This window comes from Streptomyces sp. MK7 (assembly GCF_032658145.1).
Lineage (GTDB): Bacteria > Actinomycetota > Actinomycetes > Streptomycetales > Streptomycetaceae > Streptomyces > Streptomyces spiralis.
Genome location: NZ_JAVACL010000015.1, coordinates 55,697 through 73,364, shown reverse-complemented (window position 1 = coordinate 73,364; position 17,668 = coordinate 55,697). Strand labels below are relative to the sequence as shown.

General features: G+C 71.2%; 18 protein-coding genes and 1 pseudogene. 6 read left to right on the top strand and 13 right to left on the bottom strand.

Annotated features, from left to right (window positions below; translation table 11 throughout):
- Positions 1-12: 12 nt before the first annotated feature.
- Both R2S09_RS18555 and R2S09_RS18550 read right to left on the bottom strand, forming a co-directional pair.
- The gene (locus R2S09_RS18555) at positions 13-1,998 is read right to left on the bottom strand and encodes a beta-galactosidase (protein WP_316742142.1); all 1,986 of its coding nucleotides are present in this window, start codon (positions 1,996-1,998) and stop codon (positions 13-15) included.
- Between the two features lie 156 nt (positions 1,999-2,154).
- Positions 2,155-2,936 (bottom strand): annotated as a pseudogene (locus R2S09_RS18550) (WD40/YVTN/BNR-like repeat-containing protein); the annotation flags it as partial.
- A gap of 623 nt (positions 2,937-3,559) precedes the next feature.
- On the opposite strand from R2S09_RS18550, the gene R2S09_RS18545 reads away from it, so the two are divergent.
- The 4 genes from R2S09_RS18545 to R2S09_RS18530 all read left to right on the top strand — a co-directional run bounded on the left by R2S09_RS18545 (position 3,560) and on the right by R2S09_RS18530 (position 6,573).
- Positions 3,560-4,189 (top strand): glycoside hydrolase family 3 N-terminal domain-containing protein, encoded by a 630-nt coding sequence (locus tag R2S09_RS18545; RefSeq protein WP_316742141.1) that lies wholly within the window; start codon positions 3,560-3,562, stop codon positions 4,187-4,189.
- A 2-nt stretch (positions 4,190-4,191) separates the two neighbouring features.
- Positions 4,192-4,917 (top strand): fibronectin type III-like domain-contianing protein, encoded by a 726-nt coding sequence (locus tag R2S09_RS18540; RefSeq protein WP_316742140.1) that lies wholly within the window; start codon positions 4,192-4,194, stop codon positions 4,915-4,917.
- Positions 4,918-5,189: 272 nt separating this feature from the next.
- Positions 5,190-5,807, top strand: coding sequence for a hypothetical protein (locus R2S09_RS18535; RefSeq protein WP_316742137.1), 618 nt, complete (start codon positions 5,190-5,192; stop codon positions 5,805-5,807).
- Between the two features lie 7 nt (positions 5,808-5,814).
- Complete coding sequence (locus R2S09_RS18530) at positions 5,815-6,573, top strand: hypothetical protein (protein WP_316742135.1); 759 nt, start codon at positions 5,815-5,817, stop codon at positions 6,571-6,573.
- A gap of 21 nt (positions 6,574-6,594) precedes the next feature.
- On the opposite strand, the gene R2S09_RS18525 is transcribed toward R2S09_RS18530, so the two are convergent.
- A complete protein-coding gene (locus R2S09_RS18525) occupies positions 6,595-7,389 on the bottom strand; it encodes an AraC family transcriptional regulator (RefSeq protein ID WP_316742133.1) in 795 nt (264 codons plus the stop codon).
- Between the two features lie 73 nt (positions 7,390-7,462).
- On the opposite strand from R2S09_RS18525, the gene R2S09_RS18520 reads away from it, so the two are divergent.
- Complete coding sequence (locus R2S09_RS18520) at positions 7,463-8,281, top strand: phytanoyl-CoA dioxygenase family protein (RefSeq protein ID WP_316742131.1); 819 nt, start codon at positions 7,463-7,465, stop codon at positions 8,279-8,281.
- On the top strand, positions 8,278-8,553 hold the full coding sequence (locus R2S09_RS18515) for a hypothetical protein (protein WP_306190920.1): 276 nt from the start codon (positions 8,278-8,280) through the stop codon (positions 8,551-8,553). The genes R2S09_RS18520 and R2S09_RS18515 overlap by 4 nt, the downstream gene beginning before the upstream one ends.
- 19 nt (positions 8,554-8,572) lie before the next feature.
- Here the strand turns inward: R2S09_RS18515 and R2S09_RS18510 are convergent, their stop codons facing one another.
- From R2S09_RS18510 to R2S09_RS18465, 10 genes are all read right to left on the bottom strand, one after another.
- Complete coding sequence (locus R2S09_RS18510) at positions 8,573-9,274, bottom strand: FadR/GntR family transcriptional regulator (RefSeq protein ID WP_316742129.1); 702 nt, start codon at positions 9,272-9,274, stop codon at positions 8,573-8,575.
- Complete coding sequence (locus R2S09_RS18505) at positions 9,249-10,295, bottom strand: aldo/keto reductase (protein WP_316742127.1); 1,047 nt, start codon at positions 10,293-10,295, stop codon at positions 9,249-9,251. The genes R2S09_RS18510 and R2S09_RS18505 overlap by 26 nt, the downstream gene beginning before the upstream one ends.
- Before the next feature lie 41 nt (positions 10,296-10,336).
- The gene (locus R2S09_RS18500; RefSeq protein WP_316742125.1) at positions 10,337-10,498 is read right to left on the bottom strand and encodes a hypothetical protein; all 162 of its coding nucleotides are present in this window, start codon (positions 10,496-10,498) and stop codon (positions 10,337-10,339) included.
- Positions 10,495-11,256, bottom strand: a complete 762-nt coding sequence (locus R2S09_RS18495; protein ID WP_316742123.1) for an SDR family oxidoreductase — start codon at positions 11,254-11,256, stop codon at positions 10,495-10,497. The genes R2S09_RS18500 and R2S09_RS18495 overlap by 4 nt, the downstream gene beginning before the upstream one ends.
- Position 11,257: 1 nt before the next feature.
- The gene (locus R2S09_RS18490) at positions 11,258-12,295 is read right to left on the bottom strand and encodes an alcohol dehydrogenase catalytic domain-containing protein (RefSeq protein ID WP_316742121.1); all 1,038 of its coding nucleotides are present in this window, start codon (positions 12,293-12,295) and stop codon (positions 11,258-11,260) included.
- Positions 12,292-12,729 (bottom strand): RbsD/FucU domain-containing protein, encoded by a 438-nt coding sequence (locus tag R2S09_RS18485; RefSeq protein WP_316742120.1) that lies wholly within the window; start codon positions 12,727-12,729, stop codon positions 12,292-12,294. Before R2S09_RS18485 ends, R2S09_RS18490 begins: the two co-directional genes overlap by 4 nt.
- Complete coding sequence (locus tag R2S09_RS18480; RefSeq protein WP_306190912.1) at positions 12,720-13,622, bottom strand: amidohydrolase; 903 nt, start codon at positions 13,620-13,622, stop codon at positions 12,720-12,722. Before R2S09_RS18480 ends, R2S09_RS18485 begins: the two co-directional genes overlap by 10 nt.
- Positions 13,615-14,949, bottom strand: a complete 1,335-nt coding sequence (locus R2S09_RS18475) for an L-fuconate dehydratase (protein WP_306190911.1) — start codon at positions 14,947-14,949, stop codon at positions 13,615-13,617. Before R2S09_RS18475 ends, R2S09_RS18480 begins: the two co-directional genes overlap by 8 nt.
- Before the next feature lie 85 nt (positions 14,950-15,034).
- Positions 15,035-16,078, bottom strand: coding sequence for an ABC transporter permease (locus R2S09_RS18470; protein ID WP_306190910.1), 1,044 nt, complete (start codon positions 16,076-16,078; stop codon positions 15,035-15,037).
- On the bottom strand, positions 16,071-17,633 hold the full coding sequence (locus R2S09_RS18465; protein WP_316742117.1) for a sugar ABC transporter ATP-binding protein: 1,563 nt from the start codon (positions 17,631-17,633) through the stop codon (positions 16,071-16,073). The genes R2S09_RS18470 and R2S09_RS18465 overlap by 8 nt, the downstream gene beginning before the upstream one ends.
- Positions 17,634-17,668 lie beyond the last annotated feature (35 nt).

Here is a 17,668-nt window from a genome sequence, read left to right as displayed (position 1 = left end):
GGCCTTTCCAGGTCAGGGCCTGCGCAGCACCGCGCAGCCACCGGGCGGGACTTCGTGCGCGACGGCCCCGGTGAGCAGGTCGTGGGCGGGTTCCGGCAGGTGCAGGGTGTCGGTGCGGTGGTTGATCAGGACGTGCCAGCGGCGGCCGTCGGGCGCGTGCCGGGTGACGGCTTCGGCACCGGGCGGCAGACCCGGCAGTCCGGGTCCGACGCCGGCCTCGTCGAGCAGCCGGCGGACCAGGGCGCCGTAGTCGGTCTCCTCCAGGCGGGTCGAGAGGTACCAGCCCTGCCCGGTGCCGTAGCGGTGCCGGGTGAGCGCGGGGCTGTCCGTGAGCATGCCCTCGGTGTAGGCGGCGAGCGTCTCCGCGCCCTCGGCGCGCAGGGACTCGCTCCAGACGGTGCCGTACGACCCGTCCGACAGGGCGGTCCGCGCCTGCTGCCGCAGCGGCCGGTACTCCTCGACGCGGATGCCCAGCGCCTCGCGCAGTGGCCCGGCGGGACAACCGCCCAGCCGGGCGTGCAGACGCTCGTCGACGCATCCGCTCGCGTGCTGGACGAGCAGCGTCCCACCACCCTCGACGTAACGGCGCAGGTTCTCGGCGCCCGCGTCGGACATTAGGAACAGGGCCGGCGCGATGACCAGCCGGTAGCGGCCCAACTCGTGTTCGGGCTGGGCGAAGTCGACCGTGACACCGGCGTCCCACAGCGCCCGGTGCGCTCGGCCCAGTTCCGAGTGGTAGCCGAGGTCGGGGGAGGGCAGGCCGTCCATGTTCAGCGCCCACCAGGCATCCGAGTCATGGAGGACGGCCACCGGGGCGGTGACCGTCGATCCCGCCAGCTCCCCGAGCCGGGCGACCGCCTCGCCGACCCGCGTGACCTCCCGGAAGACACGGCTGTCGGGGCCCGCGTGCGGGACCATCGCCGAGTGCCACATCTCGGCGCCGGCCCTGGACTGCCGCCACTGGAAGAACAGGGCTCCCTCCGAACCGCGCGCGATGTGCCCGAGGGTGTGGCGCAGGATGTCCCCGGGCTCCTTGGCGAGGATCCGGCCGCGGTCGTAGACGGTATTGGTGCCCTGCTCCATCAGCAGCCAGGGGCTGCCGCCGGCCAGGGAACGGGTGCGGTCGGCGTGGAAGGCTACGTCGGCGGCGGCGTCCAGACCGGGTGAGCTGGGGTACTGGTCGGAGCTGACGATGTCGAGTTCGCGGGCGAGGGCCCACAGGTCGACGTTCTGGTAGGCGGGGAGCATCAGGTTGGTCGTCACCGGCCGGTCGCTGTGCGCGCGGATCGCGTCGCGCTGCTCGCGGTAGGCGGCGATGATCTCGTCGGACCAGAAGCGCTGGAAGTCCAGCGCCTGGCCGGGATTTCTGTGCCACTGCGTCGTACGCGGCGGCAGTACCTGTTCCCAGGAGGTGTAGCGCTGGCTCCAGAAGGCCGTCCCCCACGCGTCGTTGAGGGCGTCCAGCGAGCGGTGGCGGGCGCGCAGCCACACCCGGAAGGCCGCGGCCGTGTGGTCGCAGTAGCAGACAGTGCCGTACTCGTTGTGCACGTGCCACAGCGCGAGGGCGGGGTGGTCGCCGTACCGATCGGCCAGGGCCGAGGCGATCCGCCGGGCCGCACCGCGGTAGGCGGGCGCGGTGAGGCAGTAGGTGTCGCGGCTGCCGTGGGTGAGGCGGGTGCCGTCCGGGGTGACCGGCAGCGCGTCGGGGTGGGCCAGGGTGAACCAGGGCGGCGGGGAGGCCGTCGGGGTGGCGAGGTCGACGGCCACGCCGTTCGCGTGCAGGCGTTCGATGTGGGCGTCGAGCCAGGCGAAGTCGTAGCGTCCCTCCTCCGGCTCGAGCAGGGCCCAGGAGAACACACCCACCGTGGCCAGGTTGACCCTGGCCAGGCGCATGAGTTCGTCGTCCTCCTTCCAGACCGGCTCGTCCCACTGCTCGGGGTTGTAGTCCCCGCCGAAGGCGAGCCCGTTCAGGCGGTCGGTGATGCTGCGTGTGGTCATGACGGTGTCTCCCCGCGGAGAGTCGGGTGCTGCTTTCGGGCAGAGGGCGGCCAGTCACCGGTCCGCAGAAGTCGGTCGTGCCGCCCTGGCGGCCGGGCCACGGCGGTCCCCCCTTCGGCGCGGCGGGTGCGGAGCGCGGTGACCGGGAGCCCGATCTCACTTCGGGTCGCCGTAGATGACTCCGCGTCCGTTGGTCCCGAAGTAGACCCGGCCGTGGACCCGGGGGTCTCCGGTCATGGTCTGGCCGGTCCAGGCGAACTGGTGCCGGTCGTCGTTGATGCGGACCCACGTCCGGCCCGCGTCGTCGGAGCGGAAGATGCCGCGCACGCCGCTGATCTCGGAGCTGGTGTAGACGGCGGGGTACGTGGCACCGGGCGCGGCCTTGCCGAATCCGACGACGTCGCCCTCGTCCACCGCCTCGAGCCTGCTGAAGGACGTTCCCGAGTCGGTCGACCGCCACAGCCCGTACGGTGTGGGGGTGGTGGGCTTGCTGGTGCCGCCCGCCAGCCAGATGTGGCCCTCGTGGCCCGGTACCGCCTTGAACCGGACGTTCCCCGCGGTGGGCAGACCGGTGGCCGCCGTGGACTTGAATGTCTTGCCGCCGTCCGTGCTGAGGTAGAAGACGCCGGAGTCGTAGGCGTAGAACTTCGCGGGGTTCACCCGGTCGGAGCGTACGGGGCCCCGGCCGGCACCCTCTTCGAAGCCGTCCACGTCCCTCCGTGGTCGTCGGACCAGCTGACCGGCGCACCGGCCGGTGACCAGACGATCCGTCTGCCGTCGGCGCTGATGGCGACGGCCTGGTCCTCGACCCCGGCCCCGGTGACTCCGGACGGCTCACTGCCCGACGGCTTCCAGGTGTCGCCGCTGTCGGTGGAGACGGCGAAGTGCTGGGTCCAGCCGCTGGTGGGGTTGCCGACCCGCACGATGGTGTGTCGGGCAGCGCGGCGGCCAGGCCCTTCTTGCTGCTGGTGCCGCCCTTGCCGGCGCCGGAGCCGCTGCCGCCGCAGGCGGCCAGCAGCGGTGAGAGACAGGCGGCGCCCGCTACGCCGGCGGCCGTTCGCAGGACGGCTCGGCGGTTCATCTCGATGCTCATGTCGTTGCGGCCCTTCGTTTTCGTGGATCCGACCGGCGGGCGGGCCGACGCTGCGTCGTCCGGTGGCCTGGTGTCGGGAGGGCGGGAGAAATCCGAGTCGACGCGCTTCGACGTTTCGGTGACACTAAGGCCGTGTTTCCGGACACGACAACGGGCCGTACAGGTCACTTTCCGGTAACAGGCGGCTCCGAGGAGGGCGGTGCGACCTGCCCTCCATGCGGTCACTCCCCAGATGAGCTGCGGATTCGGACGTAGCGTCGGAGGAACGCCGACGCCGGCCAAACGGCTTGCGACGGCTGGGCGACCTGTGATTGTTACACGACACAGCGTCATGCGAACGTCGAAGCGCTTCGACTACGCGGCCCTGCGATCGAGGAAAGCCGTACGCCGTCCGGGCAGCCCGCGGTCGCCCACGCTTCCCATGCTTCCCACACCTTCTCCTTCGACCTCCTGCAAGGGACATCTCAGGTGAGTACCGTCGCAACACCCCCCGAGCCGCCCACCACCGACCTGCCGTTCCGTGACCCCGCGCTACCCCTCGCACAGCGGGTCGACGACCTGATCTCCCGGCTGACACTCGACGAGCGCATCGAACTGCTCTGCCAGTACTCACCCGGAGTCCCCCGCCTCGGACTGGCCCCCTACAAGACCGGCACCGAAGGACTGCACGGTGTGGCCTGGCTGGGGCCGGCCACCGTGTTCCCGCAGGCGATAGGCCTGGGAGCCACCTGGGACGAGGAGCTGCTCCACGAGGTCGCCACGGCCGTCGGCACCGAGGCCCACGCCTTCCACCAGTGCCCCGCCGTCGACGGCCACCGGCACAGCCTCCAGATCTGGGCCCCCGTGGTGAACCTGCTGCGCGACCCCCGCTGGGGCCGCAACGAGGAGGGGTACGCGGAGGGCTCCCGCAGACCTGGTACCGCGGCGCCGACCCGCTGCCCGGCCGCCTCGACTACGACATCATCAGCGCCGGCTGGACGTACCAGTACCACGACGCCGCACCGCTGTACCCCTTCGGGCACGGCCTGTCCTACACCAGCTTCGCCTACTCCGACCTGCGGCTGTCCGCCCGGGAAGCAGCGCAGGACGACACCCTGACCGTGAGCGTCGAGCTCACCAGCACCGGAACGCGCCCGGGCACCGAGACCGTGCAGCTCTACACCCGCGCGCTCGCCGCCCGCCACCGCGCGCCCAGGCGCAGACTGACGGACTTCCGCAAGGTCTCCCTCGCCCCCGGTGAACGGCGGCGGCTGGAGCTCGGCGTGCCCGTCGCGGCCTTGGCCCATTGGTCCGTCTCAGCGGGCGCCTTCACCGTGGAGCCGGGACAGTACGAGATCCTGATCGGGCACTCGGCCGAAGCCGTCGCCCTGACGGCGCCCCTCGCCGTGACGGGGCCGGCCCTGCCCGCGCGCGGTCTCATCGGTGGACGACTGGAGGCCGCCGACTTCGACGAGTGCGTGGGCGGCACGCTCGTCGACGCCACCCGGGAGAAGGGGGAGGCGGTCACACCGGCGACCGGTGACATCCACTGCCGACTGCGCTACCGCTCGGTCGACCTGGGCGGCCCGGCGGACGGACCGCGCGTCATCACGGCCGAGGTGTCCCGCGCGACGGAGGAGGACGCGACCGTCGAGATCTACGCCGACGGCGGTCCCGGTACCGGCACCCTGCTCGCCGGCCTCCACGTCCCCGCCGGCACCGACGGCCGGTACGACTGGCGCACGGTCAGCGCACCGATGCCCGCGGAGGTGACCGGCGTACACGATCTGCATCTCGTTCTTGGGGGCGGCGTCCACCTGGCGGCGATCGCCGGCGGGACGCGGTGAGCACCGGTGGGAGGCGGTGAGCACCGGCGGGACGCGGTGGGAAAACGGTCCGCCGCTGCCGCGTCCCACCCCTTCCGAGCATTGACGCACATGGTCCGCGCGGACCTATCCTCTGCCTGAAGACCAGGGCGCCCGCGCTCCGGCCGCGTTGTCGTACCGCCGTACGGCGTGGGGGATCGCGGGCCTGCACGCCGTCCGGTCGGCGAACTCGCCGCGCCCCATCCGCGAGACGTGGCGCACCGCCGACGTACCGGAAGAGAGCCGAGGCGGGTATGCGACAGATCGCACGCCATGACGTCGTCTTCGTCTCCGGCAGCGCCGGAGAGCATGAACTGACCTGGTCGCAGAAGGCCCATGAACGCGAAGGATGCCACCCCCGTCTCCACGGACCCCGCAACAGGAACGTGCGGATGGGGCGGGCACTGGACGGCCGACCCGACATGGCCGCGGTGCTGCATGCCGTCGCCGCGGTCACGGCCCACTTCGAGGCGCTGCGCACGCTGTATCCACGTGACGCGGACGGACACCCGCGCGCGGTCGTCGTGGCCTCCGGGGTGCTCCAGGTCGACGAGTACGCCTCCGACGCCCCGCCGACCTACGACGAGCTGAGCGCCTTCACCGTCCGGCTGGCCGAGCCCGGATTCGGCCCGGACGACCTGCCGTTGCGGGCCGCCGTCGTCACTGTGGACGGCAGACCCGTCCACGTCGTGCTGTCGTTGCACCACTTCTCGGCGGACACGACGGCCGCCCGGATCGTGGCCGGACACATAGCCCGACTGGCCGCCGATCCGGGCGCTGACCTGGGTTTCGGGGTGGCAGCCGCGGCAGATCGCCGGCTTCGAGGCCAGTCCCTCGGGGCTGCGGCACGCCCATCGTGTCGACACCTATGACCGGGCGATGCTCCGTCAGTCCGTCATGCCCGAACTCCAGGTGCCCGCCGGCCGCAGGGACGCGGTCTACAACTTCGTATGCCTCGACTCGGCGGCGGTCGCACTCGCGGCGGCCGGTCTGGCGAAGCAGTACCGGACCTCCGTGGCCGCCGTCCTGCAAGCCGCATACGCGTGCGCGCTCGCCGAGCACCTCGGCATCGGCAACTGCGTGTTCAATACCGTGATGGCCAACCGGCAGACCACGGTCGCCCGTGAGGCGGTGGCCCATGTCGCCGGCCGGGCCCTCGTTCCGGTCGACACGTCCCTGGGCGGCGACCGGTTCCCGGCGCTGTGCCGGGCCGTCGACGCGGCACTCGTCAGATCCTCCTCCGTCAGCCTGCGAGAGCCCGACCGCTACGCCAGATCCCTGGACGAGGTCTCCGCCGGACTGGGCCGCTCCGCACACAACCCGTACGTGGTCAACGTCCGCCCCATAGCGCCCCGCACGCTGATCCGGGCGCGCGCGGACAGGGCGCAGCAGGACCTCGAGCGGGCCATGGCATCCAGCCGTTACAGACGATTCCCCAAACCCGTCGACGCGTACTCCGGAAGGCTCTCCTTCGATGTGTGGGGTATGTCCGAGACGGCCGGGATCAGTCTCGGGACGGATGCGACGTCGTTCGACGCGACGGATCTCGAACAGATACTGCGGTCCTTCGAGAGGCGGCTCGTCGGGGCCGCGATCGGCGGTCATGCCGCACGGAGCCGCTCCTTCGCCGGCGCGTAGACAGTCTGCCTGCCGACATCCTTACGCTCCTGGGCTGTCCAGCTTCGCAGGGGCCGCCGCACGTACGTCACGCGGGCTCGCGCCGAGTTCACGGCGGCAGGCCTTGTTGAAGGCCTGGAGATCGTCGATGCCCACGGACGCGGCGATGGCGGTGATGGACAGCGTGGAGGACAACAGGAGGTGGCGGGCGCGTTGAAGGCGGCGACGCCGGATGTACGAAACGACAGTGAGGCCGGTTTCGGCGCGGAACACGCGCGTCAGGTGTGTGTGGGAGACTCCGACGGCGCGAGCGACGTCCGGGACGGACAACGGGCCGGCCAGGTGTTCCTCGACATAGGCCTGGGCGGCTGCCACGAGGGGGTGGCGGCGCCCGGCTCCATCGCCCCTGGGCAACTCGGCGATGCGCCACAGCGCGGTCCAGACCTCGGCCGAGGCTCGCAGGGGAGAAGTCGGCATCGCGGTCACTGCGTTTCGGAGCAGATCGGCCAGGCGTGTGCTCTCGGCCGCGGCGTCCTGCATCACCGGCACCACCCGCGCGGTTCCGCCGTCGGGCAGCCGCAGATGGACGTAGAAGTGCTCCGACCTGCCCCGGTAGTGAAAGTGCACCTCCGTGTTCGGCGGTACCAGGCTGACGTGGCCGGGGCGTATGGGGTGGACCGACTGCCCGAGGGAGAGAGCACCCTCGTAGTGGTAGAGATGCAGCTGCCACAGGTCGGGCAGCCGGAAGACGTCGTGGGCGGTGGAGACGCCGTGCACCGCGATGCCGGCATCGACCACGGTGGGCGCCTCGTCGAGCCGCAGCGTTACGTGTTTCACGAGGATGGAAAATTACCAGCAGTGGACGATTTCAGCCCACGACCGATCCGGACAGGGCGCGTACGTTCGTCGCATGTCAACCAGCAAGCAACTCCTGACATCAATTCAGGTGGCGCGCTTCGTCGCGCAGGGATTTTTGCGCCTGGACGGTGTGGTGCCCCAGGAGATCAATGAACGGGCCATCGCGGCTTTGGCCGAGGGCCTGCCCGACGTGTCCTACGGCACCCCGCTGGTCGGGGCGTTCGCGCAGGACACCTTCGTCCACGAACTGCTCACCCTGCCGGTCGTCGCAGGCGCTGTCGAGAGCCTGGTCGGCCCCGAGCCGACCGTCGACCACCATGCGGTTCATGTGCGCGAGCCGCACGGGGGACAGGCACAGCCGCTCCATGGAGATGCGATCATCGATGTGCGGCCGGACGCGTTCGACATCCAGCTCATGTACTACCCGCACGAGGTGACCGCCGAGATGGGCGGCACCCTCAGCGTGCCCGGAAGCCATCTGCGCAGGATCAACGAGACGGACATCGGCCGCGTCCAGAACCTCAGGGGGCAGACCCGTCTGACCTGCCCGGCGGGCACGGTCGTGCTCGTCCACCACGGCATCTGGCACAGTGGCCGCCGCAACGACACCGCGGACCGTCGGTACATGTACAAACTCCGCCTCAACCCGACCGTGCCGCAGGTGCGTCTGTGGGACGTCTCCGACCTGCACGACCCCGCGGTGACCGCGGAGCTCAACACGCGCTTCCCCTGGTACGAGTGGGCCACGGGCCGACTGGAGATCTACAACCGGGTCCTGCTCTGGCGGGCCCTGACCGGCGACGACTCGTTCGACGTCGACTACTGGGTCACGCGCGTCAGCAACCGGCCGGCCCTGAGGAGTCACGCATGAGGCAGCAGGTTCTGGTCCTCTATCTCGCGACGTCGGCGCTGGACTCCGACGTCGTCGGCTGGTCCCGCTACGACGGGACCGGCCGGACCCGTCCGACGACCGGCGACAGCGACGAACCGCCTTACCCAACAGGGCTCGCCGCGCTGCACGACGGGTGGCGGCTGTTCCAGGCCTCCCAACTGCTGCCGCCTCAGTCCGGTCACGAGTACGACGTCTCCTTCCCGAAACACGAGTTCTTCTTCGAGAAGGTGGAGGACGGCTCCCGCCCTTGACCCGGTTGCGCGGGCGGGATCATCCCGCAGGGGCCGTGCTCCTCAGATGTTCCCGCAGCCACTGCTCGGTGTGACTCACGTGCATCAGTGCGGCGGCCTGGCTGAGGACGGCGTCACGGGCGGCCAGGGCATCGAAGATCGCCTCGTGTTCCGAGAGGGTCCTGCCCGCGGCCTGGTCGTCGACCAGGCCGCGCCAGATGCGGGCGCGCAAGGTGCGGCCCGAGATGCCCTGCAGCAGGGTGAGCAGCGTTTCGTTGCCCGTGGCCGAGACCACGGCGCGGTGGAACGCCGCGTCGTGCGCGTTGAGCTGTTCGACGTCGTCGCGTGCGGCTCGCATGGCGTCCAGGTGCCGCTTGACCTCTGCCAGCTGGTCGTCGGAGATCCGGGTGGCGGCGAGGGCAGTGGCCACCGGTTCGAGGAGCCGGCGAACCTCCATCAGGTCCAGCAGCGCCGCCGAGTCGCTCTGCAGCAGCTCGACCGCGCCGCCCAGGCCCTCGAGCAGCAGGCCGGGCTGCAGACTGGTCACATAGGTGCCGTCGCCCCGGCGGACCTCGAGCACGCGGGCGACCGCGAGTGCTTTGACCGCCTCGCGGGCCAGGTTGCGGGACAGGCCCAGCTGGGCCGCCAGCTCCGGCTCCGGCGGCAGCTTCGAGCCCGGTGGCAGCGCCCCGGTGCGGATGAGTTCACGGATCCGCTCAATGGCCTTGTCCGTCAGAGACAACGCGCACCCCTTCCGACTCCGGAGTGTTCTCCGCGCCGCTGCGCGTGGGTACGTCCGGCCTGACCAGGCCCTGGGCGCGAAGGTCGGACCAGAGAGCTTCCGGCACATGCCGACGGTGGAGTTCCACGTTGCGCCTGACCTGCTCCTGATCCCTCATTCCCAGGGTGACGTTGATGATACTGGGATGGCTGAAGGGGAAGGCGATCGCGGCGGCGGGCAGGGTCGTGCCGTGACGTTCGCAGACCTCGGCGATGGCCAGGGCACGGGCCACGAACTCGGGAGGAGCGTCCTTGTAGTCGTACTTCATGCCCGGCGCGGGGCGGTCCCTGGAGAGCAGGCCCGAGTTGAACACGCCGACGGCGACCACGCTCTTGCCGTGCTCCCGCGCGGCGGGCAGCACGTCGTCCAGCGCCGACTGGTCCAGGAGCGTGTAGCGTCCGGCCAGCATCACCACGTCGGCCGCGGTCTCGCGCAGGAAGCGGGCGAGCATGGCCGACTGGTTCATGCCGGCGCCGATCGCGCCGATCACTCCCTGGTCACGCAGGTCCGCGAGGGTGGGCAGAGCCTCCTCGGCGGCCTGCCGCCAGTGGTCGTCGGGGTCGTGCACGTAGACGATGTCGAGACGGCCGAGACCCGTACGCTCCAGAGTGGCATCGATGGAGCGGAGCACGCCGTCCCGGCTGAAGTCCCACTGGCGACGCAGGTCGTCGCGGACGACGAAACCCTCGCTGTCGACGCCCCGCGGCCGCTCGTTGGGCACGAGCAGCCGGCCCACCTTGGAGGAGACGACGTACTGCTCGCGGGGGCGGTCGCGCAGGGCGGCCCCCAGCCGCTGTTCGGACAGGCCGAGCCCGTAGTGCGGCGCGGTGTCGAAGTAGCGGATGCCGCTGCCCCAGGCCGCCTCGATCGCGGCTGCCGCGTCCTTTACCGGTGTGACCCGGTAGAGGTTGCCGATGACGGAGGTCCCGAAGCCCAGTTCGGTGACTTCGACGGTGGTGTTCGTGATCTTCCGGGTTCGCACAACACGCTCCTCGGGTCCTGCGAGTGGGACAGGGGTGCCGGTCAACGCCTGACGGCGGCCGAGCAGCCCGCCACGAGCGCTTCGGCCTCGGCGGGCGAGGCCATGGCGACGTCGCCGAGCGGGCCGGCGTTCGCGACGGACGCGGCCGTGAGCGCCGGCAGGATCCGGGCGCCGGCCGGCACGGAGGCGACGTCGGCGGTCATCGGCCCAGCCATCCGCCGTCGACGGGCAGGACGGTGCCGTGGACGTAGGCGGCGGCGTCGGAGGCCAGGAACACGGTGGCGCCCGCGAGGTCGTCGGCGGTGCCCCAGCGCCCCGCCGGGATGCGGTCCAGGATCGCCTTGCCGCGCACCGGATCGTCCCGTAGCGCCTGGGTGTTGTCGGTGGCGATGTAGCCCGGCGCGATGGCGTTGACATTGACACCCTGCGAGGCCCACTCGTTGGCCAGCGCCTTGGTCAGTCCGGCGAGGCCGTGCTTGGCGGCGGTGTAGCCGGGCACGGTGATGCCGCCCTGGAAGCTGAGCAGCGACGCCGTGAAGATGATTCTCCCCTGGCCGCGGGCCACCATCGCCGCCCCGACGGCCCGAGTGAGCGCGAACTGGGCGCTGAGGTTGACCTGGAGGACCAACTCCCAGTCGGCGTCCGAGTGTTCGGCCGCAGGAGTCCGGCGGATCGTGCCCGCGTTGTTGACCAGGATGTCCACCGGCCGCCGGCGGTCCGCGAGGCCGGCGCCCAGGGTCCGTACGGCGTCCGGGTCGGCGAAGTCGCACCGGATCGCCTCGAAGGTGCGCCCCGCGGCGGCGACGTCCTTCTCCACCGCGCTGCCGGACTCCTCCAGTGAGGCGCTGACGCCGATGACGTCCGCGCCGGCTTCGGCGAGGGCACGGGCCATGGCCCGCCCGATGCCGCGCCGGGCGCCGGTGACGACGGCGAGCCGGCCGGTCAGGTCGAAAAGGGGCATCTCAGGCTCCCGTCGTGTCGTTGCCGCAGTCCACGAGGATCTTCATCACGTTCCCGCCCGCCTCCAGCGCCTCGAAGGCGGCGGGTGCCTCGGTGAGCGGTACGACCTCGCTGATCAGCCGTTCGGCGGGAATCGTGCCGTCCGCCACCAGCTTCACCGCCCGCTCGAAGTCCGAGCGGTCGTACAACCGCGCACCGACGAGGGTGAGTTCCCGCCAGAAGAAGCGGTGCAGGTTCACCTCGCGGGGCCGGGGGTGGATGGCCACCAGGCACAGCCGGCCGCGCACGCCCAGCACGTCTACGGCGGTGGCGACTCCGCCCGCCGCGCCGGAGACCTCGAAGGCGACGTCGGCGCCCGCGTCCCCGGTCCACCGCCCGACGAGCCCGGGTACGTCGTCGGCGGCCGGGTCCCAGGCGGTCAGGCCCAACTTCTCGGCCAGCAGGCGCCGGTGGGTGCTCGGCTCCACGACGCGGACTTCGGCACCGGTGGCCCGCGCCACCAGCGCGATGAGCACCCCGACCGGTCCGCCGCCGACCACGACGACCCGCTCGCCCTCCCGCACCTGAGCCCGGCCGACGTCGTGCACGGCTACTGCGGTGGGCTCGACGAGGGCGGCCCGGTCCAGGGCGAGGGAGCCGGGCAGCCGGACGAGGGTGTGGGCGGGGACGGTCCAGCGTTGCTGCATCGCGCCCGGCGAGTCGATGCCGATGAAGTCGAGGTGTCGGCAGACGTGACGGTGCCCGGAGGCGCACGCCGGGCAGGTGCCGTCCCAGCGCAGCGGCATCACGGTCACCGGGTCACCGGACTGCCAGCCCTCCACGTCCGGCCCGACGCGTACGACGCGGCCGGACATCTCGTGCCCGAGGACGGCCGGCGTGGTGACCCGGGCGTCCATGTCGCCGTGGAAGATGTGCAGGTCGGTGCCGCAGATGCCGACGTAGGCGGGCGCCAGTTCCACCTCGCCCGGGCCGGGGGAGCGCGTCTGGGCGGGAGCCATGTCCAGGGTACGAGCGGCCTTGTAGCGGACTGCGAGTGTCATCGTGGGGTCAGGGTCCCTTCAGCGCGGACGCCGATGGTCAGCAGCAGGTTGGCGTAGGTACGGATGTCGGCGGTGACGATCGCCAGCGCCAGGTCGGGGGAGCGTGCGGCGTCGTAGAACGCGAACCGGTCCAGCGTCTGCACCGGGGCGGGCGCCAGCCGGGCGCGGTACCCGGCGATGGCCGGCGGCTCCGGTTCGCCCTCGGGCGGCACCATCACCCGGGCCGACTCCACGGGGATCGCCCCGAGGAGGACGTCGAGCACAGTGGTGACGTCCAGCAGGCCCGGCCTCAGATTGAGGTGGACGGTTCTGGCCCGCTCGCCGGTGGCCGTACTGGCGGGGTAGTGGCCGTCCGCGAGCAGGACGCGGGCGCCGTGCCCGGCTCCGGCCAGGGCTTCGAGGATGCCGGGGTGCAGCAGTTCCGTCAGGAGCACGTCGTCCCCTCCTCCCTCGGGGCCGGGGTCAGGTGATAGAAGTCCGTCGCGGTGCCGGCGAGGATCGCGTGGATCTCGGCGCCCGAGCAGCCGTCCAGGAGTTCCTCGACGGTGGCGGCCCAGCGGTTCCAGCCGCCGGCGAGGACGCAGACCGGCCAGTCGGAGCCGAACATCAGCCGGTCGGGGCCGAAGGCGGAGAGCAGGACGTCCCACGCCGGGCGGATGTCGTCGATCGTCCACCTTTCGTGGTCGGCCTCCGTGACGAGGCCGGACACCTTGCAGCGGACCTGGGGGTGCCCGGCCAGGGTCCGCACCTGCTGTGCCCAGTCGGTCAGCTCCCGCCGTGCGAGCGGTGGTTTGCCCGCATGGTCCAGGACGAGGGACAGCTCCGGGAGCCTTTCCGCGAGACGGATCGCCTGCGGGAACTGGTGGCTGCGGATCAGCACGTCGTATCCGAGTCCGCGCTCCGCGACCGCCCGCAGGCCCCGCTCGGCATCCGGCCGCCCGAGCCAGTGCGGGTCGGACTCGCCCTGCACGATGTGCCGTACGGCCCGCAGGTACCGGCCTGCGGGCCCTGTCCGCAGGTCGTCGAGTACGTCGCCGATCGCGGGGGACGTCAGGTCCGCCCAGCCGACGACGGCGCCGATCAGCGGATCGCTGCCGGCCAGGGCGAGGAGGTCACGTGTCTCGGGGACGGATGTGACGCACTGGACGACCACCGTGCTCGTCAGTCGCCGTCCGGCGATCGGCCGGGTCGCGGCCGAGCGCAGGGCGTGCGAACCGAAGTTGCGGCGGAGCGGCTCGTGCCCGGGTTCGTCCAGCCAGGGCTGCGGCCGGACGTCAAGGTCCCAGACGTGGTGGTGGGCGTCGACGAGGGGCTGGGCGTCAGACACGGGCGGTCCAGACGGGGCCGTCGGGGTAGGCGAACTCCTTGAGGGACTCCGGGTGCATCTGTGCGCTCAGTCCTGGCAGCGTCGGCGCCAGGTAGTGGCCGTCGGCGATGCGCACCGGGTCGACGAAGTGCTCGTGGAGGTGGTCGACGTACTCGATGACCCGGTCCTCCATGGTGCCGGAGACGGCGACGTAGTCGAACATCGACAGGTGCTGCACCATCTCGCACAGACCGACGCCGCCGGCGTGCGGGCAGACCGGCACACCGAACTTCGCGGCGAGCAGCAGGATCGCGACGTTCTCGTTGACGCCGCCGACCCGTGCCGAGTCGATCTGCACGATGTCCACCGCGCCGGCCTGGAGAAGCTGCTTGAAGACGACCCGGTTGGCGACGTGCTCGCCGGTGGCGACCTTGATGGGGCCGACGGCCTCGCGGACGGCGGCGTGGCCGAGGATGTCGTCCGGGGAGGTGGGTTCCTCGATCCAGTACGGCTGGTAGGGCGCCAGGGCGCGCATCCAGTCGACGGCCTGTCCGACGTCCCATCTCTGGTTGGCGTCCACGGCGATGCGGATGCCGTCGCCGACGGTCTCGCGGGCGGTGCGCATGCGCCGTACGTCGTCCTCCAGCGACGCGCCGACCTTCAGCTTGATCTGGGTGAAGCCGTCGGCGACGGCCTCCCGGGCCAGTCGGGCCAGCTTCTCGTCGGAGTAGCCGAGCCAGCCGGGGGTGGTGGTGTAGGCGGGGTAGCCGTGCTCCAGCAGGCGGGCGACGCGTTCCTGGCGGCCCGGTTCGGCACGGCGCAGGATGTCCAGGGCCTCCTCGGGAGTGAGTGCGTCGCTCAGCCAGCGGAAGTCGACCTGGGCGACCAGTTCCTCGGGCGGCATCTCGCTGAGAAGGCGCCACACGGGCTTGCCCGCGCGCTTGGCGGCCAGGTCCCAGGCGGCGTTGACCACCGCGCCGGTGGCCATGTGGATGGCGCCTTTCTCCGGGCCCAGCCACCGTAGTTGGGGGTCGTGCACGAGGGAGCGGGAGAACCCGCCGAGGTCGTCGCAGATCTTGTCGACGCGGAGGCCGACCACATGGGGTGCGAGGGCCGCGATGGCGGCGGCCTGTACGTCATTGCCGCGTCCGGTGGTGAAGGCCAGGGCGTGTCCCTCCAGTCCGTCGCCGGCGTCGGTGCGCAGGACGACATAGGCGGCGGAGTAGTCGGGCTCGGGGTTCATTGCGTCCGAGCCGTCGAGATGTTCGGAAGTGGGGAACCGCACGTCCAGGACGTCGAGGGCGGTGATACGGGCAGATGCCGATGGAGCGGACACGGCAGAGGACATGACGGACACTCCTGTGAGAGCAGGTGGGGACACGGGCCCCTGCGACGGAAGGGTGAGCGATGTGCGGCGGCGACGGCCGCCTGGTTCACTCCTGGACCTTGCCGCCGGTGATACGGGAGATGGCGAGGGCGACCAGGATGATCAGGCCGTTGAGAGCGCCGATCCACTGAGCGGGGACGCCCGCCAGCGTGAGCACGTTCTGGATCATGAAGAGCAGCAGGATGCCGCAGAACGCGCCGAACATGGTGCCCCTGCCACCGTTCAGGCTGATCCCGCCGATGACGGCGGCGGCGAAGACGGTGAAGATGTAGCCGTTGCCCTGCGCCGAGGCGACGGAGGCCAGCCGACCTGACAGCAGCAGTCCGGCGAGGGCGGCGAGCACGCTGCCGGTGACGATGACGATCCACAGCACCCGGTCGGTGCGGATGCCGGCCGCCTTCGCCGCGTCGACGTTGCCGCCGATGGCGTACAGCGAGCGCCCGAAGCTGGTCCAGCCCAGGACGACGATGGCGACGGCGAACAGCGCCAGGCATATCCAGATGGAGGCCGGCATCCCGAACCATTCCGCGGTGCCCGGGTAGAGCATCGACTTCGGCAGCTGGAAGAACGTCTGGCCACCGGAGATGCCGGTGAGGACGCCGCGCAGCACGATGAGCATGCCGAGGGTGACGATGAAGCCGTTGAGGCCGAAACGGATGATCAGCAGGGCGTTGATCACTCCGACGAGCAGGCCCACGGCGAGCGTCACGGGAATCGCCCATGCGCCGGGCAGCAGGCCGAGGCCGTGGCCCGCGCCGGCCGGAACCACCAGCCAGGCCGCGACGCCGGGTGCGAGGCCCATGGTGGACTCCAGTGACAGGTCCATCTTCTTGACGATCAGGATCATCGTCTGGGCGAGGACCAGCAGGGCGATCTCGGACATGGTCTGCAGGACGTTGATGAGGTTGTCCGCCTGCAGGAAGACCGGGTTGACGACCTGGCCGACGACGGCGATGACCACGATCGCGGGAACGAGGGCCAGATCGCGCAGCCGGGCCAGAGGTATCCGGCCGCCGAACAGACCGCGCCTGGCCGTCGGCTCGGTGGTCCCGGGGGCGGGGGTGTCCGCCGCGAGGACGGTGTCAGGCATGGAGGTCCACTCCTTCCATCGCGGCCACGAGTTCGTGGTCGTGCCAGCCGCGGGCGATCTCTGAGGTCACACGGCCCTGGAACATCACCAGGACCCGGTCGCACATGCGCAGGTCGTCGAGTTCGTCGGAGGCGATGAGCACTCCGGTGCCGGTCTCCGCGGTCTCCTGGACCTTGCCGAGGAGGAACTCCTTGGAGCGCACGTCCACGCCCGCGGTCGGGTTGATCAGAACCAGCAGCCGCGGGTCGTCGGCGAGGGCGCGGGCCATGACGACCTTCTGCTGGTTGCCGCCGGAGAGGGCGGAGACGGGCAGGTCGGGGCCGGGCGTCTTGATCGTCAGACGCTCGATCATCCCCTCGGCGAGCCGGTCCCGTCGGCGCGGGCTGAGGAATCCGTTCCTGCCGAGCCGGCGGGGAACGGACAGTGTGGCGTTGTCCGCGATCGACATGCCGGGCACGAAGCCCTGGTGGTGTCGGTCCTGCGGGACGAACCCGGCGCCGGCGGCGAGCGCGGCGGGCACGCTGCCGGGACGCGGACGGTTGCCGGCGATCTCCACCTCGCCGCCGGCGGCGGCCCTCAGCCCCACCACCGTCTCGGCCACTTCGGTGCGTCCGCTGCCCGCGGCCCCCGCGAGCCCGACGATCTCTCCGGCGCCGACCCGGAAGGTGATGTCGCCGTAGGTCTCGCCGCTCAGACCCCGGACACCGAGCGCGGCCGTGGCGTCGGCGTCGAGGGTGCTCGCCCGTTCCTCGCGCCGGTCGGCCGCCGCCTCACCGGTCATGGCGGTGACGAGTTCGGTGCGGGGCAGCTCGGCGACCGGTGAGGTCAGGATATGGCGGGCGTCCCGGAAGACCGTCACCATGTCGCAGATCTCGTAGACCTCCTGCAGGTGGTGGCTGATGAAGAGGAAGGTCACGCCCTGCCGTTGCAGGTCGCGGATGCGGTCGAAGAGACGGTTGATCGCCGCGGCGTCGAGCTGGGCGGTCGGCTCGTCGAGGATGATGAACCGGGCACCGAAGGACAGCGCGCGGGCGATCTCCACGAACTGCCGTTGTTCCACGCTGAGATCAGCGGCGGGGGTCTGCGGGTCGACGTCCACGGACCAGGTCGCCAGCAGATCCTTCGCACGGCGCCGTACGCCCTGCCAGCTGATCAGCCGGTGGCGGCCGTGGTCGTGCCGGTTCAGGAAGAGGTTCTCGGCGACGGTCAGGGTGGGGATGATCGTCGACTTCTGGTAGACGCAGGCCACGCGCCGACGCCAGGCGTCGCGGTCCGTGAGCCGTGGCGCCGGGCTGCCGCCGAAGGTCACCGTCCCCTCGTCAGGGGCCTGCAGGCCGGTGAGGACGGACACCAGGGTCGACTTGCCGGCGCCGTTGCGGCCGACAAGGGCATGCGTCTCGCCGGACCTGATGGTGATCCGGGCGCCGTCCAGGGCCACCGTCGGACCGAATCGTTTGACTATGCCCGTCGCCTGGACGACGGGCGGACCCGCCGGGACCCGTCCGTCGTCCGTCGGGGAGGGTGCGGGGCGGACTGCTCGATCCCCGTCGCTCATCTCAACCGCCTTGGTGATATTCGCCGTTGCTCTTC